The sequence below is a fragment of the Psychrobacter immobilis genome, assembly GCF_904846065.1.
GTDB lineage: Bacteria > Pseudomonadota > Gammaproteobacteria > Pseudomonadales > Moraxellaceae > Psychrobacter > Psychrobacter immobilis_H.
In genome coordinates, this window is record NZ_CAJGZV010000012.1 from 1 (window position 1) to 2,186 (window position 2,186).

Annotated in this window: 2 protein-coding genes; both read left to right on the plus strand. The window is 43.5% G+C overall.

Going from position 1 to position 2,186, the window contains the following annotated elements:
• Positions 1 to 918 (plus strand): zinc-binding dehydrogenase (locus tag JMW64_RS13725; RefSeq protein WP_201555345.1); only part of this gene is annotated, 918 nt, incomplete at its 5' end.
• 465 nt (positions 919 to 1,383) lie between these two features.
• Positions 1,384 to 2,186 (plus strand): EamA family transporter (locus JMW64_RS13730; RefSeq protein WP_201555346.1); only part of this gene is annotated, 803 nt, incomplete at its 3' end.

Below are 2,186 nucleotides of genomic sequence, written 5' to 3' on the forward strand. Positions count from 1 at the left end.
ATCGTTACCGCTGATGTTCCCGCAAAGTTCATGCCAGCACTGAAAACACGTGTGAATAAAGACACACCTGTGGGTAACGAAGGCGCTGGCACGGTGGTCGCAGCGGGTTCATCGCCAGCCGCACAAGCACTAATGGGCAAAATGGTTGCTGTGATTGGCGGCGGTACATATCGTCAATATCACTGTGTCAATGTAAAAAGCTGCTTGGAATTAAAAGAAGGCACGACTGCTAAAGAAGGCGCTTCGTCTTTTGTGAACCCACTTACCGCACTGGCAATGGTCGAAACCATGCGTGCTGAGGGTCACAAAGCCATCATTCATGCAGCAGCGGCATCTAGCCTTGGACAAATGCTTAACCGCATTTGTATGGCTGATGGTATTGATTTGATCAATATCGTACGTAAGGAAGAGCAAGAAAAACTGTTACGTGATATGGGTGCAAAATATGTGGTCAACTCAAGCAGTGATACATTCATTGCGGACTTAACCGCAGCGATTGTCGAAACAGGTGCCACGATTTCATTCGACCCTATCGGCGGCGGTCAATTATCCAGCGATATTCTGAACTGTATGGAAGCCGCTATCACTGCTGATGTAGAAGAATACAACGTTTACGGTTCTACCACTTTTAAACAAGCGTATATTTATGGGGCATTAAACCGTGGTCCTATTACCCTAAATCGTAACTTTGGCTTTGCGTGGGGTGTTAATGGATTCCTATTATTCAATGCGCTCGCCAAACTGGGCACTGAAACGGTTATGTCGATGCGCAAGCGTGTGGCAGAGGAAATTACCACCACATTTGCCAGCAGCTATACGCATGAAGTCACGCTACAAGAAGCGTTGCAGTTACAGTCAATCGCCGCTTATGGTAAACAAGCCACTGGTGAGAAGTACTTAATCAAACCTCAGGACTGATCATTGCTTAAAAATAATGACTTAAAAAGCGACTTTGAAATACAAAAAAGCAGATATCGATTATGATGTCTGCTTTTTTATTGACTATTAAGGGAAGTGATAAGCTCTTAAGTCGCTCTAGGGCGTGTCCTCAGTTCAACCGATAGCAATCTAAATGGTGATAAAAATGGTTAAATCTTGCCAAACATCGTCAAATAGCTAGGTAATATCTCGATATTATCTGCACTATTTTCCTTGTTTGACTGCAATTTACCTCATTTTTATCACCATTTTTAAAATAAGGACACGCCCTAGTTTGAGTATAATCGATTGATTGCGATTTAGAGTATAAACAAGGATTAGTGTGTTTAACTGTAAACTTTGACGGCAGCATAACGGCATAGGCTGTATTTGTACTGGTCAATTCCATCACGCCCAAACTCAACAATTTAATGTCAATTAATAATCATTATTTAGGATAATCTGATGACCCCAATCCACATTGCCTTAGCCGTATTGGTTACCTTTATATGGGGTGTGAATTTTACCTTTATTGCATGGGCGCTTGAAAGCTTTCCACCACTAATGCTCACTGCCCTACGCTTTTTCTTTACTGCCGTGCCGTTGGTTTTGTTCCTCAAGCCACCTAAATTCAACCGTACGCTATTTATTTATGCCATCGGTACCTTTGTCATGCAATATGCCTTTGTATTCACCGCCATGCATTTGGGTGCATCGGCAGGATTGACGGCGTTATTGCTACAGGTTCAGATTTTTATCACCGTATTACTGGCTTTTGTCATACTGGGTGAAGCGGTGAGTCGCATGCAAATCATCGGTATGGTGGTCGGTGTGCTAGGACTGGGTGTCATTGCACTCAATCTCGGCGGTGATATGCCTTTGATTGGTTTTATCTGTATCTTGATTGCGGCCATAGGTTGGAGCTTTGGCAATATTGCTTCAAAACAAGCCTCAACGCAGCAAAGCATTAGTAACACCTCTACTACCTCGCCTATTAATAGCAATAATAAAGCTTCAAATAAGACATCGGCACTGTCTGCGCTAGCACTGGTAGTATGGGGCGGTCTGATCGCTTGTGTGATTTTGACGTTATCATCTCTACTATTCGAGACCGAAGCATGGCAGCTTGCGACATTTACGCAGGCATCGATTAAGTCTTGGCTATCGCTTGGGTTTATTGTCTATATCTCAACCCTGATTGGCTTTGGACTATGGGCGCATCTACTGGCGCAAAATATAGCCTCTAAGGTTATGCCCTTTGCCCTACT